A 24626-nucleotide genomic window follows, 5' to 3' on the forward strand; every position below is an offset into this window, starting at 1 on the left:
AGCGAGCCGCAGCTCGCGTCAGAGGTGAGGCTCAGGCCTGCTGCAGAGTCAGCTGCCGCCGCCGGTTTTCACGCAGGAATGCGCGGATCAGCCCCAGCCAGAGCAATCCGCAGATCAGATTAATCAGGCTAAAACCGGTACTGTAAAAACTGAAATAGGCGTATTTTGCGGCTTCAATGCCGAGTGCGAAAATCAGAATGGTCACCATGCCCACCATCGCTGCCACGCTGCCCTTACCCGCCTGACTGGAAAACAGCGTCATACGATAAAGTCCGGCGTTAACCAGTCCGGTGCCAAAGCCATACAGGCTCAGGCCAGCGGTCAGCCATAAATAGCTGTGCCGATCGGCCATGGTCGCTACGGCCGCCAGCGCCAGACCGGCGACCACCGGCCAGGCTCCCAGCTGCAGCGGTCGCTGGATCGGCAGCCGGCTGCTGAGGCGACCCAGCGTAACATTCCCCGCGATCATCGCCAGAAACACCGGCAGCTGCAGCAGCGCATAATCCATACGGCTGAGACCGGCATCATGCATCAGAATAACCGGCGACAGCGCTACCCAGGCAAGACAGGGAATAGTCACCAGGCCGATTGCCAGTGAACCGCGCATAACCTGGCGATCGCGCAGCAGCTGATAGTAGCCTCTGCCCAGCGCGCTGAGTGAAACCGAGCGGGTACGATCGCCTGCGGTTTCCGGCATGGTGCGCCACAAACCCAGCAGGGCCAGCGCCGTCACCCCGCCGAACAGCCAGAACAGGGTACGCCAGTCGCTGACGGTCAGAAAAGCAGCGCCGGCCAGCGGTCCCGCCAGGGGGGCCAGCAGAGCGACGTTTGCCATCAGCGCCATGATCTTTATGCTCAGCGCTTCACTGAACGCTTCCTGAATAGCGGCATAGCCTACCGAGCCGATGAAACAGAGACTGACCCCCTGCAGAAAACGCAGCAGCACAAACTGCTCAATGCTTTGAACCCAGTGGGTGGCAATGCAGGTCAGCATAAAAAAGGCTACGCCGCTGAGCAGTACCGGACGTCGTCCGATGCGATCGGAAAGCGGCCCCAGCAGCCACTGCAGCATCATGCCGCCGATAAGGTAGGCGGTCAGTGAGGCGGAGACCCATTCAGGCCCGGCTCCAAACTCTTCTGTGACCAGCAGCATACCGGGCTGGATCATGTCATGCGCGATATAGGTAGCGAATTCAAACAGTACCAGTGAGAGCGGAAAAATTATGCGGCGGCGCGTAAGCTGCGACACCGGTTCATACAGGGCCATTACCGATCCTTATCCGTTTCAAAATACTAAAAAACGCGGTCGCCGGCGCGACCGCGTCACTTATGTCAGTCAGTGAGCGCTCTGTCAGCGCCAGCGGGCAATCGGATTATCCAGCGTACCGGCAAACTTCAGATTCTCAGCCGGGTCGGTGAGGTTGATCATCTGCTGATTATTCGCCAGCTGCAGCCGGTTAAGGCAGGAGCGGGTAAATGCCGGGGTAAACATATCAAAACGTGCAAATTTAGCCGCCAGCTGCGGATGCGCCTGCTGATACTCTTTCACGCACTGCGCCACCGCCTGCCAGAACTGATCCTGCGACAGCGTGCCGGAATCGTGCAGAATGGCGCTGATAAAACGGAAAATGCAGTCAAATACGTCAGTAAAAATCGACAGCAACTTGAGATCGTCCGGCACATCCACCGCCAGCCGGGTGACCTTTTCCGGCAGCTGCGCGTCCGGGTTCATGACGGCGATCTCTTCGCCAATGTCTTTCATATAGGCGCTGACCGGCACATTGTTTTCCAGCAGCATGATCAGGTTTTCGCCGTGTGGCATAAAGGCTAAATCGTACTGGTAGAAGCAGTGCAGCAGCGGACTGAGATAGCAGTCCAGGTACCGTGCCACCCACTCTTTTGCCGGCAGACCGGAGTCTGCAATCAGCGCCGGCAGCAGCGCCTGCTGGTGGTGATCGACGTGCAGAAAAGCGGCCATGGTCATCAGGCGCTGCCCCGGCTGCAGGCTGGCCGCCGGATTATCACGCCACAGGGCAGCAAACATCTTCTTATAAGCAGAATCACCGCTGATGGCCTGCTCGTAGTAGCGATTATGGTAGCCCACTGCCGCAACCTCCCGCAGAATGCGGAAATCGCAGCGCTGCAGCCACGCGTCGCCGCTGACCAGCTGTTCCAGCCATTCATTAATGGCGGGCGTGGTAGCCATATAATAGGGCGACAGGCCGCGCATAAAGCCCATGTTAAGTACCGACAGCGCGGTTTTAACGTAGCGCTTTGCGGGCTGACTGCGGTTAAAGAAGGTGCGGATCGATTGCTGCGCCTGATAGCGATCGTCGCCCTCGCCGAGCCAGACAATATCCTGATGAGCAATATCGGCCGCGAACACCGTCAGCAGTTTGTTTTGCCACTGCCACGGATGCACCGGCATCAGGATATACTCATCCGCATTCAGCCCGCGCGCGCTGAGCTGCTCTGTAAACCGGGTCAGGGTCTCTGCACCCAGCTCATCACGCATCAGCTGCTCGTAACTCAGCGTGCTCAGACTGGAAAAATGGGCGTTGCGCTGGTGCACCGCCACCCAGATAAGCTGTACCGGGGCGGCAGCCTCTGGCGCAAAAGCGAGATAATCGCGGGCGTCGAAACCGATACGGCCATTATTGGCGACAAAACAGGGATGCCCCTCGGTCATTGCCGCTTCTGTGGTCTGAAAATCAGCGTGCACCAGGGCCTGCACATCCGGGTTCTGCTTCTGCAGCTTATAGACGCTGCTGCTGAGCGTGCTGCTGATCTCTTCCATATAGGTCGCCAGCAGCGCCTGCGGAATGCCTATTTGCTGATTAAATTCCACGATAAACTGCAGCGCATCCAGCGTCAGCGGACGACCATTTTCCTGCTTCTGCAGCGATGTGGCGTCAATATTCCAGTGGTCCAGCGCCAGACGTTCTGCGCGGAACTGATAAGTTGCTTCGCCGCCCGGTACGGCCAGCGTATAGCAGCCGTCGCCGTTTTCAGCGGGCGTAACCAGCTTTTCGTGGGCAAACTCGCTGATCGCTTTGCGGATCAGCATCCGGTTTGCCTGTGCCCAGTTATCACCGGTAAGGTGGGATCCTGTCAGCAGCGCAGAGGGTGTGTTCATGGTCAAAATATCCTGCTCAAGAGCCTGTTGATAATCTTCGCGCTGGCAAAAGGCCAGCCAGGCGGTTTTATGTCCGAGATCGAGTGTGTGCTGATAGTGAAAGCCGGCCCGTTTGTTCAGCCGGTGAATTTTCTCATTGCGTACGTCAGGCTCCACCACCACGCGTCCGACCTGCGGCAGACTAAACAGGTAATCCATCGCGACGGTGAAGACCTGCCAGCTGAACTGCCGGATCGGCGTGCTGGCGGGCGCAATCAGAATATGCATCCCGTAATCATCGGGCGCGGCCGGATAAAACCGTCCGATTTCATCCTCGCTGGCGCGATAACACTCCATCAGAAACACCGGCGTTCCTTCGCAGCAGCCAATCAGGGCGGCATGCGGGTGAGTTGCGATCAACCCGTTATAAAAATCAGCAACCTGTTCCGGCGTGTCATTCTGCATGCCCCAGAAGCGGGCGTAATCGCGCGTTACCCAGCTGTGGATCAGGGCGGCATCGGCGGCCTGCATCGGGCGCAGGCTGAAGGTACCCGCCGGTCGCTGAACGCTGTAAATTATTTCTGTGCTCATGTCAGCGCTCCGTCTGTGCCGGGAAAGTCTGAAACGCGATCTGCTGCTCTACCGGATAGACTTCGCGTCCGGTAATTTCGCGCAAAATAACCGAGTTGCGGTAGCAGGCCATGCCGAGGTCCGGTGTCACAAACCCGTGCGTATGCAGCTCTGCGTTTTGTACAAAAATCTGGTTGTGATGATCGATGCTGTAATTACGCTGCACATCGTAACGACCCTGCTCGTCCCAGCGTAGCCGCTGACTGATGCCTTCAATAAACATCGGCGGCCGGTAGTGATAGCCGGTCGCCATCACCAGCCCTTCAGTACGGCGGGTGAAGGCGCACTCCTGCTCCTGCTGCCAGAGCGAAAGTTCAAACTCTCCTGCCGGCAGCCAGCGCAGATCGGTCAGCGCTGAGTGAGTAAAGAGATTGACGTTAAGCGGGCCATCGAGCTGTTTGACGTACATCAGATCATAGATATCGTTAATCAGGCTGCTGTTGATGCCTTTATAGAGATTTTTATGATTTGCATTGAGCCGGTCGCGCTTTGCCGGCGGCAGCGCATGGAAATAGTCGACCCACTCCGGCGACGTCATCTCCAGCGTCAGCTTGGTGTACTCCAGCGGATAGAAGCGCGGCGCCCGGGTGATCCAGTTCAGCTGATAATTAAACCGATCGATATCGCTGAGCAGGTCATAGTAAATTTCAGCCGCGCTTTGACCGCTGCCCAGCACGGTGATGGAGCGTTTCTGCTGCAGCTCTGCTTTATTTTTCAGGTAGTCGCTGGAGTGCGTAATACGCTGACGATGCGGCTGAGTGCACTCCGGCAGCCAGGCCACCGGGCCGGTGCCGAGGATCAGATGACGCGTCAGCCACTCTTCGGTTGCGCCGCTCTGACGATTCACCGCCTGTACGCGGTAAACCGCCTGCTCAGCATCGTAACTCACATACTCAACGTGACGATTCCAGCGCAGGTTACTGAGACGTTCACAGGCCCACTGGCAATACTGGTTATACTCTTTACGCATCAGGAAAAAGTCTTCCCGGATGTAAAATGAGTAGAGCTTTCCTCTCTCTTTCATATAGTTCAGCAAACTATAAGGGCTGGTAGGATCCGCCAGCGTCACCAGATCGGCCATAAACGGCGTCTGCAGGTGGGCGCTCTCCAGCATCATGCCGGTATGCCAGTCAAAGCCCGCATTCTGATCGAGAAATACGCCGTTGAGTCCCTCTACCGGTTCGCTGAGACAAGCCAGACCGAGGTTGAACGGGCCAATTCCGATGCCTATAAAATCGTAAACGGTGTTATTCATAACAAAGCTCTCACTGATTAACCGCATGGAGCGCGGTCGTGCGCAGCTGCTCGCGCCCGTAATGCGCAATCAGGTTAATAACCTCTTCCAGATCTGCAGCGGTGGTCGCAGGATTTAATAAGGTGAACTTCAGATACTGACGGCCATCGACTTTGGTGCCTGCCACAATGGCGTTGCCGGAACGGAACAGCGCTTTGCGGATCGCGGCGTTGATATCGTCGAGCTGCGGGCCGCTGAGCGACTGGCGCGGCACAAAGCGAAATATTTGCGTGGTGAGTTCAGGCGCGTGCAGCACTTCTATTGCCGGATGTTCGCGCAGCAGCTGATGCGCGCGCTGTGCAAGGTCAATCAGCGTATCAAAGGCTTCACCCAGCGCGGCCGGGCCCATGACGCGCAGCGTCAGCCACATCTTCAGCGCATCAAAGCGACGCGTGGTCTGAATACTTTTATTGACCAGGTTTGGCGTCCCTTCCTGCTGCGCGCTCAGCGGATTGAGATAGTCAGCATGGTGCGTAACATGCTTCAGATGATCTTTATTACGCACAAAGAATGCCCCACAGCTCACCGTCTGGAAGAACGATTTGTGGTAGTCAACGGTGACTGAATCTGCCTGTTCAATACCGCGCAGACGCTGGCGATGCTGTTCTGAAACCAGCAGACCGCAGCCATAAGCGGCATCAACGTGCATCCACAGTCCATTGCGCTGACACAGCGCGGCGATATCTTTTAGCGGATCGATGCTGCCAAAATCGGTCGTACCGCTGGTCGCCACCACTGCAATCGGGATCAGCCCCTCTTCACGGCAGCGCTGAATTTCCTGTTCCAGCAGATCGGCATCCATACGATAATCTGCGTCATGGTCAACCGGCACAACGGCATCGTAGCCCAGACCGAGGATCGCCATCGATTTCTGAATACTGAAATGGCTTAATTTAGAGGTAAATACGCGCCACTTTCCGGCGGTCTCAGGCAGGCCACGATATTTAATCAGATGCCCCGGATGATGCGTTTCGCACCAGCTGTCGCGGGCCAGCAGCATCGCCATCAAATTAGACTGTGTCCCGCCACTGGTAAAAATACCGTCAGCGGTAGCGGGCAGGCCAATACGTCCCAGCGTCCAGTCGATAACTTTTTGCTCAATCAGCGTGCCGCCAGCGCTCTGATCCCAGGTATCAACCGAGCTGTTCACTGCGGCCATTACCTGCTCTGCCATCAGTGACGGCAGGACAACCGGGCAATTCAGGTGCGCAACATATTTAGGATGATGAAACCAGACTGCATCGCGCAGATAAAGCTGAGCCAGCTCGGCCAGTGCAGCTTCGTTATTGCCCAGCGGCGAATCAAGATCCACACTGCGGAACTCGTTTGCCAGCTCGTGTGGCAGAATACCGCTGAACGGCTTTTCAACGCCCTGCACCGTATGAGTCAGGAGCTTAAGCACCTCCTGCGTCTGTCCGGCCCATGCATCAAGCTGACGATCGTTAAAAAGCCAGCTCTCCGGCGCGCCAGACTGCGGCTCAGAGGTAATGTTTGGTAATGATTGCGCAGATGAATGTGTAAACATAATCCTTTCCCGTTACTAAAATTCTTGAGTGCCTGCTGATCAGTCAGTCAACAGGTGTCATAGGCTCTGCTGCTCCAGCGAAAATATAAAAAATATAAAGCATTAAAATCAGTCGCATATGTCTTGCATCGACCTGTAACGACAGACTTCTATTCCTCTGCCTTAAAATTTGAATGAGATTATAAATAATAATTATTATCATTCAATAGTCTATTTTCAGTTAGTTTTACATCAGCGTTGCTGAAGATTGCATTTGTGATCTTCATCACAAATCAAGATGGCACGTTAAGAGAAGAGCGAATGAAGCGTGGGTTTTAACCCCTTCCGGCTATGTCCGGACAGTGAAAACCAGTGCGGGCAGTGCTGAACGAGGTGTTAAACGAGGTATTAAAGGCAATGTAATATAAGTGTTGCTAAACCGGATCAGGTGTGGCTTAATAGCGTCATCGGTTTGGAATACAGACCTTATGAAGCAGTTTTAGTAAAGCAGTCCTCAGTTCAAGTGTTATCCACAGATACCCCTTCTTCATGAGCCTCCTCCTAAGTGCCCAATAAGTAACGCTCTGATACAGGCCACCATCGCCATAGTTTATGGCTCATCAATTAAGGAAGTATCTATGTCTAACAAAATGACTGGTTTAGTAAAATGGTTCAACGCAGATAAAGGTTTCGGCTTTATCACTCCTGAAGATGGCAGCAAAGATGTATTCGTACACTTCTCTGCAATCCAGAGCGATAACTTCAAAACCCTGGACGAAGGCCAGAAGGTCTCTTTCACCATCGAGAATGGTGCTAAAGGTCCAGCTGCTGCTAACGTTACCGCACTGTAAGTTGCGCTGACGATCGGCAGCGCTTACGATAGCGATGAAGACAGTAGTCTGAGCAGTTAAATGCTGCTGATAAAAAAACCCGCCGCGTGCGGGTTTTTTTGTACCCGTAACCGGGTGAAAAAAGAGCCCGACACCCGGCTGGGCGTATCGGGTTGGCATAAGCGCCAGTGAAATTCGCGACTTAGAAAAGTACGCGGATCCAGTATAACACAGCTTACCTGCCGCCTCGTTTTACTTACCTGTAACTGTATATGGCAGCCCGCTGCTACTTTTTCTTACTGATAAGCGATTTCAGATCGGCGAACGGATTATAGGTCGCTGCACCTACCTCATCCTGCGCATCTTCTCCGGCCACTACCCGCGTACCGTACTGATCGGCTTCGGTATATTTTGAGTGTTCATGGTCGTGACAGTAAAGGCAAAGCAGCTCCCAGTTACTGCCATCTTCCGGATTATTGGTGTGATCGTGATCGATATGGTGAACCGTCAACTCGCGCAAATTTGAGTAGACGAACTCCCGGGCGCAGCGCCCGCATACCCACGGATAGATTTTAAGCGCTTTTTCACGGTAGCCGCTCTCCAGCCGTGAGTAATTTTTCGGAATAACTGCCATTAGCGTGTGCCTGTACGTAACGTGATTATTTCAACGATCAGCAGGCTAGCCCGATTGTCATTTGATAGCAAGCAGCAGGTTATCCGGTTGGGTCAGCTTAAATCATGCAGCGCTTTATCAACGGGCGGCCCCAGCCAGAAATCACTGAACGTCACCTCAAGCCCTCCCCGCTCCGGGGTACAGGCCATGATCCCTGCAAAACGCGAGGGTGCCGCAGGCCAGTGGCATAGACGCAGCAGCGGCCAGACATTGCCATCTGCTGAGTATTGAATGCGCAGCGCCTCATTGCGCAGCGTGACGCGCAGCCAGAAATTACGGGCATCGCCCGGAAAGAGACCGGTTGACCAGTCGGAAAATTGCCGTGTTACGACACAGCCGATAGCGGGACGCTCGTCATTAAACTCAATGCCCGCTTTCACCCACTGCTGCTCATTTTCGCCTATAAAGATGCCTGCCTGATCGTAAAGCGTTGTGAAATCTGCCTCCACCCTCACCTGCAGCGTGAAATCCTCTGTGACGTCAAACCCAAAGGCGTGACCGCTATGGCGCTCAAAACCATACCAGGTGCGCTGCCAGAAATCGGTGCGGGCGGCAGTCGTCAGCTGTAATCTGTTTTGACTGAATAAACACGCCTGCGGTGGATTAAGCCAGCGTCCGTTTGCCGCTTCCTGTAACGTCATCGCGTTCATTATCGATACCTGCCACGTTATAAAGAGAATGGTTGTATAGCATCAGTCAGGCTGCCCTGGCCAGACGCCGCATGCCACTCTGTGACCAGCTCCCGGATCACATCTGCCGCCGGTAGTTCACGTGCCAGAGGCGCTCCTTCCCCCGCCCAGTAGGCACCAAATCCGGTCTCACCCTGCGCAAGCGCAGCCTTAGCCAGCGCTTTACCCAGTGAATAGGCCAGCGGATAAGCAGGGATCTCTGTCCGGGGAATAGCGTGTGCGATCTTGCAGAATGTGTTGCGCAGACAGCGCGCCTCACGACCGGAAATCGCCGCAGTCATGGTGGTGCCCGTCACAGCCGCATCCCGGAGCGCCTGACGCCAGGCTGGCGTGGTAGCGGATTCAGGGCAGAGAAGAAAAGCGGTGCCGGATTGCACGCCGCTGGCCCCCAGGGCCAGCATCGCGCTGATTGCCGCACCGTTCATGATCCCGCCTGCTGCAATCACCGGCAACGCAACCCGCGCGCCTATTGCCTGTATCAGCGTCAGCGTAGAGAGCTGATGATCGTCTCCCTCTGCGGCAAAACTGCCGCGATGACCCCCGGCTTCATAACCCTGCGCCACAATCATATCGATCCCCTGCTGCGCTATCTCTTCCGCTTCCGCCACGCTGGTAGCCGTTGCCAGCGTAACAATCCGGCATGCTTTCAGCCGGCGCAGGGTATCCGCGGGTGGTAAACCAAAGTGAAAACTCACTACGGCCGGACGCGTTTCTTCAATCACCTGCAGCATCGCTTCGTGGCCGCAGAAAGTGGGATAGATCTCCTCCAGGTGTACAGGCGCCTGCGCGCCCAGGGCAGCAAAACGATCGGCGAAACGTGCTATCCATGCCTGTTCGACCGCTTCATGGCGTATAGCGGGCGAATGGCAGAACAGATTGACGTTAAAAGGCTGGCGGGTAAGCGCCTGGGTCTGACGTATCAGACGCGCGGCCTCTTCCGGAGAGGAGGCGCCCAGACCCAGCGAACCAAGCGCACCGGCATTGCTGACTGCTGCCGCCAGTTCCGGTGTCGAAACGCCTGCCATAGGAGCCTGAATAATCGGATAGCGCAGAGGGAGTTTTTTACACAGGGGTGTCGTCATCACAAAGTTCTCCGTTGGTGGCAGCCAGTCTGGCTTATCCATTTTGTACAGCACAGGTAACCTATATTTAAATTACCCTTTTAACAAGAAGCCTGGCGTTTTTTGCGGCAGCGCTGGAGCACCTGACAGAGCGGCACCCTCACTCTCCTCAGGCGTCTGACGGTAAAATTACCTCAATGCATTTTAATTAGAATTTTTACTCATTTTTTGTTTTTTGCCGTCGATAACATAGATTCAGCATCACCTTAATTGCCAGCACCAGGAACCTGAACTGATTAAAAATGCCCCCTGACTGATGCCCGTTTTCGCTTAACGGCTGCCAGTGCTCAGGACAACATGGAAAGTGAGGGGAAAACATACAGCGCGACACACGCTCTTTGCTGGATGAAATTACGCGACACTTTTTGAAGCAGTCGCGCTACTTAACTGCACACTATCTGACAGAGGTCATCTATGTTTGGGGTGAACACTTCACGCCTGACGCTGCCGTTCAGTCACAGCGCTGGCGTTCATCGTGATATCAATGCTATCAGACAGCATGTTGCCTGGATTGAATTTACGCCGGACGGTGAAATTGTTGATGCTAACGCGTTATTTCTGACACTGACGGGTTATCAGCTGCAGGAGATCCAGGGCCAGCATCATCGTCTCTTCTGTTCGCCGTTTTACAGCCAGACAGCAAGCTATCGCCGTTTCTGGCAGACGCTGGCGCAGGGAGAGTCGATCACCGGCATTTTTGAGCGCTTCAATCGTCAGCAGCAGCGCTTTTATCTGAGCGCCACCTACTTTCCGGTCAGCGATGATAAAGGCCGGGTGTATAAAGTGATCAAAGTCGCCAGTGATATCACCGCGCGCCATCAGGAACTGGAACACAAAGAGGCGATCATCACTGCACTTGATCGCTCCATGGCGGTGATTGAGTTTACGCCTGAAGGTGAAATTCTCAGCGCCAACGCCAATTTTCTGCAGCATATGGGGTATGGCAGCGAAGAGATTATCGGCCAGCATCACCGCCTCTTCTGCTATGACGATTTTTATCATCTTCATCCCGATTTCTGGCAAAAAATTGCCCGCGGGCAACATTTTGTCGGCCGTTTTGAGCGTAAAACCGCCAGCGGTGAGCGCATCTGGCTGGAGGCGAGTTATAACCCGGTTGTGGATGCGGATGGCCGGGTCTACAAAGTGATCAAAATCGCTTCTGACATCACTGCGCGCGTGGAAGCGGCTAAGCGGGTGGCGGATATCGCTCTGACCACATCAGGCGAAACTTCACAGATCACCGACAATGCCAACGACGTGCTGGATGAAACGGTGCGCAATTCAGGTCTGGTGGCTCAGCGGGTTAATGCAGCAACCGAAATTGGCATGCAGCTTAATGCGTCTGCCAGGAACATTGGCGAGGTGGTTAACAGCATTAATCTTATCGCATCGCAAACGAATATTCTGGCGCTGAATGCCGCTATTGAGTCAGCGCGTGCAGGTGAAGCAGGCCGCGGCTTCAGCGTCGTTGCTGCTGAAGTGCGGCGGCTGGCCGCTTCCACTGCCAGCGCTACCCGGCAAATCACCGACGTTGTGCAACAGAACAGCTTGCTGATAAAAGAGATGTATCAGCAGCTGGACGAAGTGCGGGAATTTGTGATGGCGGAACAGGAGAAAATTGGCATGCTGTCACGCAGTCTGCGCGAGATTAACAGCGGCGTTCACGAATTTGTTAACGTTATTCACCGCCTTGATGTCTGAAACGGGCGGGAGGCTGTCGCTTCCCGCTCACTGTCAAACGTCGCTGCCCGTGGCCGGTGTGGCCGGCAGCCGTTTTTTCTGCAGCGCGCGGCGCAGCGCCGGCTCTGCGTACCGGGTGATCAGGTAAGCTACACCCGACAGCACAATAACCATAACCGGCGGCAATATCATCATGACAGTGTCACTTTTAATAATGTGATTCACCTTAATCAGCATCGCTATCATCAAATTTTCATGGATCAGATAGAGGGCATAACTGATGAAACCTGTAGCGGTAAACAGTCGCAGTGACAGGAAATGCTGGATCCGCGTCATTCTGAAGCTGGCAATAAAAAACAGCAGCACCGCTACCAGCGGTATCAGCGCAACTGCCCCGCTGTTCTTAACGTAGTAGCTAAAATTAATCAGCAGCGCGAGCGCAACCAGCAGATAGTGGTAGCGTCTGTCGCGTCCGTGCAAGCGTTCATAGACCAGGCAACCCACCATAAACCAGGCGTAATGAATAAATCCCAGTTTGGAGATAATGTCCACCAGCAGCGGATAACCGAGTGACTTAACCACTGAAGCAGCAGAGAGTAACAGCATCGGCAGAATCAGCGCCGGCAGACAAAATTTACGTCCCGCAGTGAAATAGACAGCGCCGATAATCAGATAAAACAGCGCTTCAACGTAGAGCGACCAGAATGAGCCCGCCATAGAGTGAAACGAAATGCCGGTTAACTGCGTCAGCGTCTCAGGATTAATAAACAGTAGCCCCGGCAGCAGGTTTTTCGCATAGGGAGTCATAAGCGACCATTCCGGAAAAAATCCTCCGGCTATATAGAGCAGCAGGCTGGCAATTAACATCGCCGGAAATAGCCGCAGCCAGCGCTTTTGCAGAAAGCTAATATAGCTCTCTGATTTATCAAGCGTCATAAAAATAACAAAGCCCGAGATCATAAAAAAGAGCTGCACACCAGCCCAGCCAAAAGAAAATAGCGGCAGATGCTGAGTAGCGGCGACATAAGGCAGCAGTTCTGGCCAGCGCGCCCAGGCGTGATAGGCGATAACCATCAGAATAGCTAAACCGCGCATCCCGTCGAGGTGAGTAATACGAGCCTGCATGATGTTCTCAGTAAAAGTAAGAGGTAGACATAAGTCAAATTATCACTGACACAGATTTACAATCAATCAGGCTTATTCCTATTAAGATTAAAATTATCTTAATTAAAAAGAAAAGCGTTATAAAAATTTATGGCCACACATTTCAGTCATTTTGCGCCCCCATCATGCCTGCGGAGCTGACTATACTTGTGCTGAAGAACCGGAGCGCACGTTTATTCAGGGCCGGTTATTAACTATGCCCCGTCAGATTCAGTTTTACAGGCTGCATATTTTTTCGCACTGGCTCTCAGGCAGGGTTGTCGCGGCGTAAAATCGCGCTTATGCATCAGGTTTTACTGACCTATGCCGATAACCTGAACATACTTTTGTAATGTCATTTTACTCAGCGTATTAAGCCTATGATAGCGAAGACCTCTTTTGTCGACTCCCCCTCACGTGGGCAAATGCGTGGACTGATCCGTCAGCCAATGATGATGATGGTATTACTGATCCTGCTGGCCTTTACCGGTGCGTTTATCAGCCTGATGTTTATCGCCAGCGATTTAAATCAGCAATCGGATCGCCAGCAATCTTTGCTGCTGGATAAGGCGCTTCAGACGAGACAAGCGGTGATGCAGTTTCACCTCTCTGATAATGCCGGATGGGGTGAGGCATACCAGAACCTGCACCGCACGCTGAACCGCCGCTGGGCATGGGATAATCAGAATCTTGGCGCGTCGCTGTTTGATACCTTCGCCTATGAGGGAGTATTTGTGATCTCGCCGCAGGATGAAACGCGCTACAGTGTGATCCGTGGCCGGCCGGAAGCGCGCTCACTTGCCCTCTGGCTGGGCACCGATCCGCTGCGCCGCATTAAAGCACAGCTGCAGGCGAGCGCGGGCAATGCGATCAGTGACTACGTACTGGCGGACGCGCAGCTTACGCTGTATAGCGCGGCATGGATTACGCCAGGTGGCGACCGCAGCGTAACGACGCTGCCTGGCCCGCCCTCGCTAATGGTTTTCACAGATCGCCTGACGCCACAGAAGTTGCTTAAGCTGGGTCAGGAGTATGGCATTCACAATCTTCATCTGGACGCATCACCTGCTGCCCGGCCTGCCTCTCCGCACCTGCTGATCGCTGTGGGTGATAAGCAGGTTGCGCTGATCTGGCGCAGCGCGAATCCCGGCGGTGCGCTGCTGACAGGATTACTGCCTCTGCTGGTGCTGATTATGCTGCTCTCGCTGTTTACCGCACTGATGCTGATGCGCAGCGCGCTGCGAAAAGCGCAGCTTAATGATGAAAGCACCTGGTTACTGGGACAGAGCCAGCTCGCCCTGAGCGCCAGCGAACGGCGCTTTCGCGACATCGCAGAAACCACTACGGACTGGATCTGGGAAATGGACAGCCAGCTGCGTCTGGTCTGGATTTCAGGACGTTTTCCGGTAGTAACCGGCTTCAGCAGCCAGGAGTGGATACAGCGGACGCTGGCGGATTTTCTGCTTGATTACGAGAAATATCGCAGCCGCCTGATGCTGTTTCAGCAGTCCGGCGGCCAGCTAACCCTGACCGGTTGCCGCTATCGCTCTGCGCAGGGACACATGCGCTACTGCAACCTGACGCTGAAAGAGGTGATGCTGACTCAGGGCGTCAGCGGTTTTCGCGGCAGCGCTACGGACATCACGCTGGAGTATGAGGCGCAGGCGCGGGCGCACTACCTCTCCCATTTTGATGAGCTGACCGGGCTGGCTAATCGGGTGCAGATGCAAGAATTCCTGACGGGAAAACTCAGTCTGCCATCCGATCCGCAACATCGCCTGGCGATTATCATGATCGATCTGGATAAGTTTAAACCGGTCAATGATATCTATGGTCACACTGCAGGCGACAAGGTTCTGCATGAAGTATCGGGCCGTATTCGCGCCTGTCTCGGCAGTCACGGACTGGTAGCGCGCCTGGGGGGCGATGAGTTTGTGGCAATCCTGCCTGAAATGAACAGCCGCGATCGTATTGTCGCGCTGTGTCAGCAGCTGATAGCGCGTATCAATGACGCGTTTGAGGTCTGTGACAACACGCTGCACATCGGGGCCAGTCTGGGCATTGCACTGGCGCCACAGGATGCCGATAACGCCAGCGATCTGCTGCGTTATGCCGATATTGCTTTGTATAAGGCGAAAAATAGCGGACGCAATCAGTGGGTCTTTTTTGATCGCGATATGGAAGAAAAAATTGTGCAGCGCCGCGAGCTGGAGCATGAACTGCGCGATGCGATAAACAGTGAACAGCTGGCTCTGGTTTACCAGGCACGCTATGCGCTGGCAGCCGGAGAGGTCACAGCAGTAGAAGCGCTGGTACGCTGGCAGCATCCGCGACTGGGTCTGCTGATGCCCGATCAGTTCATCCCGCTGGCGGAAGAGACCGGCCTGATCAGCGCGCTAAGCGATTGGGTGCTGCTGCGCGCCTGCAGCGATATTGTTCAGTTTGAGCCAGCGCTATCCGTATCAGTCAATATCTCAGCGACGGAACTCCAGAATGATGCGCTGCCGTCACGTATTGCGCAGGTGCTTCAGCTCAGCGGCCTGCCCAATCACCGGCTGGAGATAGAAGTCACAGAGAACGCACTGCTGAGCGATCCTGAAAAAACGCTGGCGACCATGCAGGCAGTTAAAGCCCTCGGCGTAAAATTTCTGATTGACGATTTTGGCACCGGTTACGCTTCGCTCTGTTATCTGCGCGCGTTTCCGTTTGATGGCCTTAAGATCGACAAATCGTTTATTTTCCCCCTGGGTGAATCACCACAGGCGCGTCAGGTCGTGGAGAATATGATTGGGCTGGGCAGAGCCTATTCGCTGTCAGTTACGGCTGAAGGGGTGGAAACCCCCGGACATATGGCGCAGCTGCAGGCGCTTGCCTGCGACGCGGTACAGGGTTACTACATTGGACGTCCGGGTCCGCTGGCACAAATTGTGATGACGGTGCCGGACGATAATCCGATGCGGAAAAATGCGGCGGTCCCTCGCCAGCGACATTCATAGTGGCTTGTGCGCAGTCTCTTTCGCTTTCCACAGGGCAAGCAGCGTGATCAGCAGCGCCAGGGACACATAAAGAGATACCCACAGAGTGCTACCCGACTCACGGTATAGCGAAGTGATAATCAGCGGCGCAAAGCCGCCGCCGATGATACCGGCCAGCGTGTAGGCGAGTGAGGAGCCGGCATAGCGCACATGACCGGGAAACTGCTCGGTCACAAAAGCTGCCTGCGGACCGTACATAATCGCATGGATCAGTAGCCCGACTATCACCGCCAGTACAATCAGCACCGGCTGAGAGCTGTCGAGCAGGACAAAAAAGACAAAGCTCCAGATCACGCCCAGCATTGCACCGCCAATATAGACCGGACGGCGGCCCAGACGATCGGATAAGGCGCCGAACATCGGTACCGTAATCGCATTGCCGATGGCACCAAGCATGGTGGCCAGCAGCGCTAACGGACGCGGCAGCTGCAGCACCGTGGTCACGTAGGTCAGCGTAAAGACCACCACCAGCGCATAGAGCACATCAGAGCCGATACGTGAACCACCGGCAATCAGCAGCGCACGTCGATGATGGGTAAACACCTCTTTAAGCGGGGCCTGAGTGGTTTTATCAGCCTGTTTCATTGCCCTGAAAGTCGGTGTCTCATCAACACCCCGGCGCAGCCACAGCCCAAACATAACCAGCAGCAGGCTCAGCAAAAACGGTATGCGCCAGCCCCATTCCTGAAAAGCCTCGCCGCTCAGTGACAGGGTCACAAGCGTAATAAACCCGGTGCCAATCAGCGTGCCGCACGACGGCCCTACCTGCGCAAATGAGGCGTTACGCCCGCGCTTGGTGGCTTCACCGTGTTCCATCGAGAGCAGTACTGCGCCAGCCCATTCGCCGCCCAGCGCAATGCCCTGAATAAACCGCAGCGCGACCAGCAGCACCGGACTCCAGATCCCCCAGCTGGCGTAGCCGGGCAGCATCCCCATCAGAGCCGTCGTGACGCCCATAATCACCAGCGTCGTAACCAGCACCGCTTTGCGCCCGGCCACGTCGCCAAGATGCCCAAAGATAAAGCCGCCTACCGGACGGGACACATAGCCAACGGCATACGTTGAGAACGCCAGAATGGTGCCGACCAGCGGATCGAAGCTGGGGAAAAAGACATGGTTAAACACCAGCGCCGCCATGATGTTGTAAACGGTAAAGTCGTACCATTCCAGCGCCGTACCGATGGAACTGGCAGCAGCCAGCCGGCGGGTTTTACTTGCGCCCGTAGCGGCAGAGTGCGTGACGTCAGGCTGTGATACCTGTGGCAGAGTGGAGTCGTTATTACTCATAGGAGATCTCCTGTCGGGTAAGCTGCCAGCTCAGCGCGTAGCGCTCGGCATCAGCATGAAATGCCTGGGCGGCCCGATCGGCCAGCGCGATGCAGGCGGTTTCATCAGCACAGTGCAGCAGCAGCATGGACTGCATCGGACGATGGGCATGGGTTTCGCGCGGCAACGGCGTGCTGAGCGACACATCCGGCGTCAGCAGGCAGGAGGAGATATAGCCCGGTACCTGCTGCAGATGCTGCTGCCACGCCTGCAGCGCCGCGCCGTCAGGACCTGCGGGCAGGGTCAACATGGCAAGGTGCGCGCCCTGACCCCGGCCATGCCGGTGCGTCACGGCGCAAACCCGCCGCATCGGATCAATCATCCGGTTAAGATTCGCGACTGACCATTCCGTCTGGCGCGTAAAGGCGGCGTGATAAGCGGCGCTGGTAAAAGTCTCCAGGGAGGCGGTTTCATAAAGGCCCAGATAGCGGCGCGCAGCGGCTACGGCACGATAGCGCGTGCCGCTGAGAAAGCCTTCGATGGCGACGCGCTCTTCAACGTGTTCATGGTCATACCATTGGTTAAAATCAGCCTCATCTTCGGGTGCTACATTGGTGGCGACAAACAGCATACCGTGGGGATTACTCATGGGATAAACTCCGTTGCAGGGCAGATTCGGCAGCAGCGGCCCAGCTAAGCAGCGCTGCATCCTGGTTATGAACTGAGGCGATCGTCAGGCCGACAGGCGCATCGCCGGGCGTATGACAGGGCAGTGAAATGGCGCAGCCATCCAGCATGTTGATCACGCTGGTATTGCGCAGCATCAGCAGGTTGACTTCGCGGTAGCGCTCTTCATCCTCCAGTTCGGTAATGGTGGGGGCGATCAGCGGCACGGTGGGCATCAGCAGCGCGTCAAAAGGCAACAGGGCCGCGCTGACCTGCTGCTGCCACGCCCGGCGCTGCTGATAGAGCTGCGCGGCGTCCTGCTGTGTCAGCGCGCTGCCGCGCCGGATCCGTAGCAGCACCTGCGGATCGTACGCTGCCGGATAGCTCTCCACCCACGCCTGGTGCCATTGCCAGGCTTCATACGCGGTGATACCGCCGCGCGCGTTGAGGGTATCCAGCTCGTCCAGCAGAGGCATCGGCTGCTCTGTCAGCGTCGCACCCGCTTCGCGCAGTATTTTGAGCGCGCGCTGCCAGGCTACGCTGACGCTCTCATCCAGGCCGTCGAGCACGCGGGTTTGGGGGATCAGGAACCGGGCGTCAGCCAGACTGCGCGGCTCAGGCGTCAGCGGCGCGTCGGCAATAACGCTATCCAGCAGCCAGCAGCTCCGGACGTCATGAGCAATCGTGCCGATACTGTCGAGCGACGGTGCCAGCGGCAGCGTGCCCTGCTGATCGATACGGCTGGCGCTGGGCTTAAAGCCGGTCAGACCACAGAGTGCGGCCGGAATACGTACCGAGCCGCCGGTATCCGTGCCTGCGGAGCCGGCTGACATACCATCAGTAACGGCCACTGCCGCACCGGACGATGAGCCACCCGGAATGCGTTTTTCCTGCCGCCGCCACGGGTTGGCAGGCGTGCCGTAATGCGGATTAATACCCAGACCGGAAAACGCAAATTCCGTCATAGTGGTTTTCCCTACGATCACGGCGCCCGCCTGCAGCAGACGCTGCACAACAGTGGCGTCTGCCGCCGCCGGAGAAAAACCGGGCAGCCGTGATCCGGCCAGCGTGGGCATACCTGCGACGTCAAACAGATCTTTAATACTGACCGGCACACCATCGAGCGGTGAGCGTGCTGCACCGCGCGCCCGGCGCGCATCGGCAGCGATCGCCTGCTGCTGCGCCTGTTCTGCCCACACCTGTGTAAACGCGCGCGTACCCTCGCCCTGTTCCGCCTGAATTGCCGCCAGCGCCTGTGCTGTCAGCGCCACCGATGTGGTTTCGCCGGCCTGCAGCTGCTGGCTTGCCTGCCATAAGGTTGTCATAAGGCGCGTCTCCATCAGGCAATAACCGGCAGAGTGGACAGCGAATAGCTGTGTTCCAGCGTGCGATTCAGCACCGGGTCATGCAGCGCCATGCGAAACGCTGCAGCGGGACGGATCCCCCCGATTGCCGACAGCGTGCCACAGGAGAGCGCAAATCCCTCTTCTTCACTCGCCTTACCGGAGAATCGCGTCATCAGCTCCTGCGGAGAGAGCAGTGCATCAAGCGTGCCGCACTGGTAAGTAACCCAGTCGCCGTTTTCCTTTATCCAGGCACGCAGCTCCAGCTGGTCCCAGTGTGCGGCAACCTCTGCCATGCGCCATGCCTGCTGCGCAACCGGTTTAACGCATACCTGTTTTGAAAGCGCCACGCTGAAGGTTTCCAGATGGCGATCGGTGTGGTCAGAGATAAGCGAAACCCAGCACTCCCCCTTGTGAAAAAAGACAAACGGCTCAGCTTCCCCTGACGTCTGCTCTCCCACCACATCCACGTTCGCCTGCTGGCTCAGCAGCGTCGGCGTAGCGCGATAGAACAGCGGCACTGCACCAGGAGCGGGCACACCCAGCGCCTCCAGTTCACGGATATGGTGCAATACGGCCTCACGATCGCGGCCGGCCCAGCCCGCGATAACCAGTCGGTTGATGGTAACGTCCAGCGCCAGAGGCGGGTTATCCTGCGTGGTGAAACGTAGCTGCATGGTTTTTCTCCCGGCTTGAAATGCCTGTGAAATTTCACTGTGATTTCAAAGTAGCCAATTTCATGCCAGGTTTTTGTGTAATATGTCTCAGTACCCAAAAAAGGATGTGCGTAATGAGTGACGTAATGGCTGAAAATGTGAACCCGCAGGCGGAGGGAAAAACGCTTTCACTGAATGAGCGAGCCTATCTGGCATTTAAACATCGCCTGATCACGCTGCGTTATAAACCCGGCGACTATCTGAATACGGCCCAGGTGATGGAAGATCTGCAGATGGGGCGCACGCCGGTCAACCAGGCGGTGCACCGGCTGGCTACAGAGGGTTTGCTGCAGATCATTCCCCGTAAAGGCGTCATGGTTTCGCCGCTCTCTATTGATGATGCACTTGAACTGATTGAAGTCAGGCTGGTAAATGAAGCGTTATGCGTCAGGCTGGCTGTGGCACGTATCAGTGACGCGCAGATTGCCACCCTGCGACAGCTTAATCAGCAAATCGCACATGCCGGTGCGGCGCATGAAAGAGAGACGATGATGCTGCTGGATCGGGAATTTCATCAGGCGCTGGCGGAGATCGCCGGAAACCGGCGTCTCACCGATATTCTGAGCATTATTCATGCCCAGGCACAGCGCTTCTGGGCCACCACGCTCTCCAGCGTCCGGCACATGGAAGAGGTGATCGCCGAGCATGAAGCGATTATTGCTGCGCTGGAACAGGGTGATGTGCAACAGGCGGAAGCGGCTACGCGGGTGCATATTCTCTCCTTCCGGCAGGCGCTGCTTAATCACTGATCATCGCGGGAAAACCAGGGGCCTGCAGCCAGGGATTCGCGCCGGATAAGCGTGCCGGTGTACGGCGCACCGGGCCTCAGATCGCCGCCGTCAAGCATGGCAACCAGACGGGCAATGGTTTCATGGATCATCTCTGTCACCGGCATTTTTACGCTCGACAACGACGGAATGGTATACGGCGCGAGTGGAATATCATCAAACCCCACCACCGCCACTTGCTGCGGCACGGCAATTCCCTGAGCGGCCAGCGCCCTGAGCGCGCCGATTGCCATTTCATCATTGCCTGCCACCACTGCGCTGAAGCGGATCTGTTGCGCTACCAGCTGCTCAATAGCCCTGACGCCCTGTTCCGCCTGCCAGCGCCCTTCCACCACCCGTGCGGGATCAAACGCAATGCCATGCTTCGCCAGCGCCGCCTGATAGCCCGCCAGGCGCTCGCGTCCGGTTGGCGAATCCAGCGATCCGGTAATAAACGCGATCTCGCGATGCCCCAGCAGGATAAGTTGCTCAACCGCTGCCGCGCTGGTGGCGTGCTGATCGGCAAAGATGCAGTAGCTGGTGTGCTGACGCAGGCGACGGTTGATCACCAGAATCGGATGGCGGTGCTGAGCGATGATGCTGTCCATCTCTTCAATGGAAAGAAAGCGCGGATAAATAATGACGCCATCGCAGCGCAGATCGAGCAGAAATTCAATGGCGGCCCGCTCTTCTGCCGCACTGTGTTTGCCGTCAACCAGCAACAGCTGGCGTCCCTGCTGCTCGAGCATGCGTGCTGAATGCTGCATCATCTCGGTAAAATAGCTGCCGCTGTAGAGGGTATTGGTAATGACCAGACCAATTGTCTGGCTGGAGCGCGTCGCCAGATTGCGCGCCAGCAGATTAGGCCGGAAGCCGGTTTCGGCAATGGCCGCATACACTTTTTCCCGCGTATCCTGGCTGACGTAGCCGTTGCCTGACAAGACGCGTGACACTGTCGCTTTTGATACACCCGCGCGTTTTGCTACTTCAGTAATGGTGGTCATAATCTGCCTGTTTAGGGTCTCCTGCTCTGAGTTTACCTAAGTATCAGGAAACGCATAGAAATTATGTTTTGCCCCGCCCGAAGTCATCTGATCTGCGTCACAATTGAGAACATTTAATTTTAAATACCTTGCCCGAACACATTACACGCCTCATGATTTTGTGAAACCGGTTTCTCATGAATAAAAAACAGGCAGCCTGCTGCCGGACACTCTTACCCTGAAAACTGAGACAGACATCATGGCGAATAAGTACGCTGATGCCGCCCGTTCTATTGTCGCTGCGCTTGGCGGTCTGGAGAACATTACGGCAGTGACCCACTGTATGACGCGACTGCGTTTTGTTGTGAGCGCACGTGAGAAAATCAATGACGCAGAGCTAAAAGCGATCCCGGGCGTCATGGGCGTGGTCTACACCGATACCCAGTGTCAGGTGATCATTGGCAATGACGTGAACCTCGCTTATCAGGCTGTGCAGCAGCTCGGCACGCCAGATGCTTCTGCCACGGCAGCCGCGCCGGCCCGTAAAATCACGCTGCGCCGTATCGGGGCCGGTATTCTTGATGCGCTGGTGGGCACCATGTCACCGCTGATCCCGGCTATCATCGGTGGCTCGATGGTTAAGCTGCTGGCGATGATGCTGGAGATGGGCGGCGTGCTGGAAAAAGGCAGCTCCACGCTGATTATTCTCAACGTCATTGGCGACGGCGCTTTCTTTTTCCTGCCGGTGATGGTCGCTGCATCAGCCGCTCTTAAATTCAGAACCAATATGTCGCTGGCGATCGCTATTGCCGGTGTGCTGGTGCACCCCAACTTCATCGATCTGATGGCGAAAGCCGCGCAGGGTCAGGCAGTGGAGTTCGCGTTTATTCCGGTAACCGCGGTAAAATATACTTATACGGTGATCCCCGCACTGGTGATGACCTGGCTCCTCTCCTGGATCGAACGCGGGGTTGATCGCATTACCCCTGCCGTCACCAAAAACTTTCTCAAGCCGATGCTGATTGTGCTGCTGGCCGCACCGGTAGCGATTCTGCTTGTCGGACCGCTGGGGATCTGGATTGGCAGCGGTATCTCTGCTCTGGTCTATACCATTCATGGCTATCTGGGCTGGCTTTCGGTCGCCATTATGGGTGCGCTATGGCCGCTGCTGGTAATGACCGGTATGCACCGCGTCTTTACTCCCACCATTATTCAGACCATCGCTGAAACCGGCAAAGAGGGCATGGTGATGCCGTCAGAGATCGGTGCCAACCTCTCGCTCGGCGGTGCGTCGCTGGCGGTCGCGTTTAAAACCAAAAATCCGGAGCTGCGACAGACTGCTTTTGCCGCCGCCGCTTCTGCAATTGTGGCCGGTATTTCCGAGCCAGCGCTGTACGGTGTGGCCGTACGGCTGCGCCGCCCGCTGATCGCCAGCCTGATCAGCGGCTTTATCTGCGGTGCAGTGGCCGGCATCGGCGGACTCGCCAGCCACTCTATGGCTTCACCGGGCCTGTTTACCAGCGTTCAGTTTTTTGATCCTGCTAATCCCATGAGCATTGTCTGGGTTGGCGGCGTCATGGTGCTGTCTGTAGTGGTTTCATTTGTGCTGACGCTGCTGCTCGGCTTTGAGGATATTCCTGTTGCCGTACCAGCAGAGAAGCCGCAGCCGGCAACCGGAAACGTTGCCATCCCTACCCGTTAATGATTGAGGTTTTTATGTCTGACACGCCATTTCCGGCCGGTTTTTTGTGGGGCGGTGCGTTAGCCGCCAACCAGTCTGAAGGAAGTTATCTGGCCGGTGGTAAAGGGCTGACCACGGTGGATATGATCCCGCATGGCGCTAACCGTATGGCGGTCAAGCTGGGGCTGGAAAAGCGATTTACGCTGCGCGAAGATGAATTCTATCCCAGCCACGACGCTATCGATTTCTATCATCGCTATAAAGAAGATATCGCGCTGATGGCAGAAATGGGCTTTACCGTCTTTCGCACGTCCATCGCCTGGAGCCGGCTGTTTCCCAACGGTGACGAACTGACGCCGAATGCAGACGGCATCGCTTTTTATCGTCAGGTCTTTACCGAATGCCGCAAATACGGCATTGAGCCACTGGTTACGCTCTGTCATTTTGATGTGCCGATGCATCTGGTCATTGAATATGGCTCATGGCGCAATCGCAAAATGATCGATTTCTTTGCCCGGTACGCGCGTGCCTGCTTTGACGCGTTTGATGGTCTGGTAAAATACTGGCTGACGTTCAATGAAATTAATATCCTGCTGCACAGTCCCTTTTCAGGCGCAGGTCTGGTGTTTGAGCCTGGTGAAAATCATGAGCAGGTGAAATATCAGGCGGCGCACCATGAACTGGTGGCCAGCGCGCTGGTCACAAAGATTGCCCATGAGGTTAATCCGCAGAACCAGGTGGGCTGCATGCTGGCGGGCGGTAACTTCTATCCATGGTCGTGCAAGCCAGAGGATGTCTGGGCCGCCCTGCAGAAAGATCGTGAAAACCTGTTCTTTATTGATGTTCAGGCGCGCGGAGCCTATCCGGCCTACAGCGCACGGCTGTTCCGCGAAAAAGGGGTTACCCTTGAAATAACGGATGAAGATGCAGCCATTCTGCGTCACACGGTGGATTTTATCTCCTTCAGCTATTACGCCTCCCGCTGCGCCTCGGCAGAGATGAATGAGCAGAACAGCAGCGCCGCCAACGTTGTCAAATCGCTGACCAACCCGCACGTCGCGCGCAGCGCCTGGGGCTGGGGAATTGATCCGCTGGGGCTGCGCATCACCATGAATATGATGTATGACCGTTATCAGAAGCCGCTGTTTCTGGTGGAGAATGGCCTCGGCGCACGCGATGAGCTTACCGCCGCCGGTGAGATCCATGATGACTACCGCATCAGCTATCTGCAGCAGCATATTGAAGCTATGGCAGAGGCGATCGCCGACGGTATACCGGTTATGGGCTATACCACCTGGGGCTGTATCGATCTGGTCGCCGCTTCCACGGGTGAAATGAGTAAACGTTACGGCCTGGTCTACGTTGACCGGGACGACATGGGCAACGGCACCCTGCAGCGCACGCGTAAAAAATCATTCTGGTGGTATAAAAAAGTCATCGCCAGTAACGGACGCGACCTTGGTTTTGAGTAAAATTTTGCCGCTTCTGTA

At 55.8% G+C, this 24626-nt stretch carries 19 protein-coding genes; 6 read left to right on the forward strand and 13 right to left on the reverse strand.

Annotation, left to right across the window (positions count from 1 at the left end):
* Nucleotides 1-31: 31 nt before the first annotated feature.
* From BBA90_RS00645 to BBA90_RS00660, 4 genes are all read right to left on the reverse strand, one after another.
* Nucleotides 32-1267 (reverse strand): MFS transporter, encoded by a 1236-nt coding sequence (locus tag BBA90_RS00645; RefSeq protein ID WP_065647410.1) that lies wholly within the window; start codon nucleotides 1265-1267, stop codon nucleotides 32-34.
* An 84-nt stretch (nucleotides 1268-1351) separates the two neighbouring features.
* Nucleotides 1352-3706, reverse strand: coding sequence for a GNAT family N-acetyltransferase (locus BBA90_RS00650; RefSeq protein WP_065647411.1), 2355 nt, complete (start codon nucleotides 3704-3706; stop codon nucleotides 1352-1354).
* A gap of 1 nt (nucleotide 3707) precedes the next feature.
* Complete coding sequence (locus BBA90_RS00655; protein WP_065647647.1) at nucleotides 3708-5000, reverse strand: lysine N(6)-hydroxylase/L-ornithine N(5)-oxygenase family protein; 1293 nt, start codon at nucleotides 4998-5000, stop codon at nucleotides 3708-3710.
* Between the two features lie 10 nt (nucleotides 5001-5010).
* Nucleotides 5011-6564, reverse strand: coding sequence for a pyridoxal phosphate-dependent decarboxylase family protein (locus tag BBA90_RS00660; RefSeq protein WP_065647412.1), 1554 nt, complete (start codon nucleotides 6562-6564; stop codon nucleotides 5011-5013).
* A 617-nt stretch (nucleotides 6565-7181) separates the two neighbouring features.
* On the opposite strand from BBA90_RS00660, the gene cspE reads away from it, so the two are divergent.
* Nucleotides 7182-7394 (forward strand): transcription antiterminator/RNA stability regulator CspE, encoded by a 213-nt coding sequence (gene cspE / locus BBA90_RS00665; RefSeq protein ID WP_065647413.1) that lies wholly within the window; start codon nucleotides 7182-7184, stop codon nucleotides 7392-7394.
* 265 nt (nucleotides 7395-7659) lie between these two features.
* On the opposite strand, the gene yajD is transcribed toward cspE, so the two are convergent.
* From yajD to BBA90_RS00680, 3 genes are all read right to left on the reverse strand, one after another.
* The gene (yajD, locus tag BBA90_RS00670) at nucleotides 7660-8007 is read right to left on the reverse strand and encodes an HNH nuclease YajD (protein WP_065647414.1); all 348 of its coding nucleotides are present in this window, start codon (nucleotides 8005-8007) and stop codon (nucleotides 7660-7662) included.
* A gap of 92 nt (nucleotides 8008-8099) precedes the next feature.
* Complete coding sequence (locus BBA90_RS00675) at nucleotides 8100-8696, reverse strand: DUF1349 domain-containing protein (protein WP_065647415.1); 597 nt, start codon at nucleotides 8694-8696, stop codon at nucleotides 8100-8102.
* 17 nt (nucleotides 8697-8713) lie between these two features.
* The gene (locus tag BBA90_RS00680) at nucleotides 8714-9817 is read right to left on the reverse strand and encodes an NAD(P)H-dependent flavin oxidoreductase (protein WP_065647648.1); all 1104 of its coding nucleotides are present in this window, start codon (nucleotides 9815-9817) and stop codon (nucleotides 8714-8716) included.
* Nucleotides 9818-10270: 453 nt separating this feature from the next.
* Between BBA90_RS00680 and BBA90_RS00685 the strand changes: the two genes are divergently transcribed.
* Complete coding sequence (locus BBA90_RS00685) at nucleotides 10271-11557, forward strand: methyl-accepting chemotaxis protein (RefSeq protein WP_065647416.1); 1287 nt, start codon at nucleotides 10271-10273, stop codon at nucleotides 11555-11557.
* A 33-nt stretch (nucleotides 11558-11590) separates the two neighbouring features.
* Here the strand turns inward: BBA90_RS00685 and BBA90_RS00690 are convergent, their stop codons facing one another.
* Complete coding sequence (locus BBA90_RS00690; protein ID WP_065647417.1) at nucleotides 11591-12661, reverse strand: acyltransferase family protein; 1071 nt, start codon at nucleotides 12659-12661, stop codon at nucleotides 11591-11593.
* 443 nt (nucleotides 12662-13104) lie between these two features.
* On the opposite strand from BBA90_RS00690, the gene BBA90_RS00695 reads away from it, so the two are divergent.
* A complete protein-coding gene (locus BBA90_RS00695; RefSeq protein ID WP_240484862.1) occupies nucleotides 13105-15675 on the forward strand; it encodes a bifunctional diguanylate cyclase/phosphodiesterase in 2571 nt (856 codons plus the stop codon).
* On the opposite strand, the gene BBA90_RS00700 is transcribed toward BBA90_RS00695, so the two are convergent.
* The 4 genes from BBA90_RS00700 to BBA90_RS00715 are packed head-to-tail and all read right to left on the reverse strand — an operon-like array spanning nucleotide 15670 to nucleotide 19666.
* Nucleotides 15670-17001, reverse strand: a complete 1332-nt coding sequence (locus BBA90_RS00700; protein ID WP_065647419.1) for an MFS transporter — start codon at nucleotides 16999-17001, stop codon at nucleotides 15670-15672. The genes BBA90_RS00695 and BBA90_RS00700 overlap by 6 nt on opposite strands.
* Entirely contained in the window at nucleotides 16994-17629 is a 636-nt protein-coding gene (locus BBA90_RS00705) for a DUF4286 family protein (RefSeq protein WP_065647420.1), read from the reverse strand. Before BBA90_RS00705 ends, BBA90_RS00700 begins: the two co-directional genes overlap by 8 nt.
* On the reverse strand, nucleotides 17622-18971 hold the full coding sequence (locus tag BBA90_RS00710; protein WP_065647649.1) for an amidase: 1350 nt from the start codon (nucleotides 18969-18971) through the stop codon (nucleotides 17622-17624). The genes BBA90_RS00705 and BBA90_RS00710 overlap by 8 nt, the downstream gene beginning before the upstream one ends.
* A 14-nt stretch (nucleotides 18972-18985) precedes the next feature.
* Nucleotides 18986-19666 (reverse strand): DUF2848 domain-containing protein, encoded by a 681-nt coding sequence (locus BBA90_RS00715; protein WP_065647421.1) that lies wholly within the window; start codon nucleotides 19664-19666, stop codon nucleotides 18986-18988.
* Between the two features lie 113 nt (nucleotides 19667-19779).
* Between BBA90_RS00715 and BBA90_RS00720 the strand changes: the two genes are divergently transcribed.
* Nucleotides 19780-20454: a GntR family transcriptional regulator gene (locus tag BBA90_RS00720; RefSeq protein WP_065647422.1), complete on the forward strand. Its 675-nt coding sequence runs from the start codon at nucleotides 19780-19782 to the stop codon at nucleotides 20452-20454.
* Here BBA90_RS00720 and BBA90_RS00725 read toward each other — a convergent pair.
* Nucleotides 20448-21476 carry a LacI family DNA-binding transcriptional regulator gene (locus tag BBA90_RS00725; protein ID WP_065647423.1) on the reverse strand — a complete coding sequence of 343 codons (1029 nt, stop codon included), beginning with the start codon at nucleotides 21474-21476 and terminating at the stop codon, nucleotides 20448-20450. The genes BBA90_RS00720 and BBA90_RS00725 overlap by 7 nt on opposite strands.
* Before the next feature lie 238 nt (nucleotides 21477-21714).
* On the opposite strand from BBA90_RS00725, the gene ascF reads away from it, so the two are divergent.
* Together ascF and BBA90_RS00735 are read left to right on the forward strand one after the other, a co-directional pair.
* Complete coding sequence (gene ascF / locus BBA90_RS00730) at nucleotides 21715-23157, forward strand: PTS cellobiose/arbutin/salicin transporter subunit IIBC (RefSeq protein WP_065647424.1); 1443 nt, start codon at nucleotides 21715-21717, stop codon at nucleotides 23155-23157.
* Between the two features lie 14 nt (nucleotides 23158-23171).
* Complete coding sequence (locus BBA90_RS00735) at nucleotides 23172-24608, forward strand: 6-phospho-beta-glucosidase (RefSeq protein WP_065647650.1); 1437 nt, start codon at nucleotides 23172-23174, stop codon at nucleotides 24606-24608.
* Nucleotides 24609-24626 lie beyond the last annotated feature (18 nt).

It is taken from the genome of Pantoea eucrina (assembly GCF_001691555.1).
GTDB lineage: Bacteria > Pseudomonadota > Gammaproteobacteria > Enterobacterales > Enterobacteriaceae > Pantoea > Pantoea borealis.